The following is a 1,363-nucleotide window of genomic DNA, read 5'->3' on the forward strand; positions in this document are numbered from 1 at the left end:
TTGCTGCTCATCGTCCCAGGTAAAAGTATATACCTGATCGCGAAAATTCACATCGTCCGCAAACCATTGCGATAAGCCGTTTGGCTCACTTATAAAACTATACAATATTCTTGGTGACGATCTAACTTCGTACTCTAGTGTAAATTTTTTCTTTTCTGCCATGTTAGTACACTACCAGGATAATTTCCGGACTATTTTTTAATATTATTTTTCTAAAGAAAGGTAATTTATTCTATATCTGCAACAATATAATTTTTATTGGTTCAAGGTGCAGGCTCAGTGGTTCATTTGCCATTGGTTCAATGGTTATTGGTGCATCAGTTCATTGGTCATTAGTTCATTCGTCAGTGGTCATTCCCCTCGTTACTTCATGCCAGAAGGCTATTTTGACGACGAACGCAGGGCGGGTAGTTGATTAATCGACTCCTAATTTCTGCTCAACATCCGCAATACTAACCAATAAAAAATCCAATGCTTATATAAACCTTATGTAGTTAAGAAAAAGATGCTACGTAGCTGACCACTTTGCGGGAGATAAAGAAAACTATTAAATCTGCTATAAAAGCAGGCGTACAGGTCTTTCACCACATAAGGAATTTTAGTCCATTTAAGTTTCGATTGAACTTATATGAACCTTATATGTCTTATATGGTTAAGAAAGGCGGGTAATTGTTGAAATTATTTCAGTGTAGGACAGGCAAAATGTTGTTTACCTTTCTCTACCCCCCTTGTTTACCTTTCTCTACCTATTCTTTACCCTTTGTTTACCACTTGTTTACCCTTTCTGTACACCAAGTTAACCCCAGGGTTACCCCACGGTTACCTTTTCTTTACCCTGGGGTTACCTAATTTATTACCTAAAAGGTAAAGGATTCGCGAATATCAGCTATGGAAAAAGTTACCTTGGGGATGACTTGGTAGCACCAGGGGGTAATCAATCTTTGAAACCATCAATTTTATGAGCACAAATGGCCAGCTGAAATATCTTTCGCACATACCGTAAGCAATAGGTTTGATCATATGCTAAGACCAGAAATGCGGTTAATTCTGCGGTATCCGCCAAAATGCTGCCCTTTGTGGTGTTATCTACTTCTAAAAACAGGCTCCCCTAAGGGCTCAAATAACGATTACAGCCTCTTAAAAACAATCAAATTTACTGAGCAATAAGGCTTTATAGTATTTTTCACATTTCTTTTTAATAGAATGTATATTTATTCTATATTTGCAACTCTTAAAAATAACCACATCGATATTTACGTTATTTAGTAAATATTACCCGGCGGGGTAGCTCAGATGGTTAGAGCGCAGGATTCATAACCCTGAGGTCGGCAGTTCGATCCTGCTCCCCGCTACCATAGTGGGC

At 38.2% G+C, this 1,363-nt stretch carries 1 protein-coding gene and 1 tRNA gene; one reads left to right on the forward strand and one right to left on the reverse strand.

The window, feature by feature from the left end; genetic code table 11:
* The coding region (locus AC1DPQ_RS27820; RefSeq protein WP_477611578.1) for an START-like domain-containing protein at nucleotides 1–162 on the reverse strand (162 nt) is incomplete at its 3' end.
* Between the two features lie 1,116 nt (nucleotides 163–1,278).
* Between AC1DPQ_RS27820 and AC1DPQ_RS27825 the strand changes: the two genes are divergently transcribed.
* A tRNA-Met gene (locus AC1DPQ_RS27825) sits at nucleotides 1,279–1,355 on the forward strand.
* The last annotated feature ends 8 nt before the right edge of the window (nucleotides 1,356–1,363 follow it).

It is taken from the genome of Pedobacter sp. 01T416_2, from assembly GCF_056398925.1.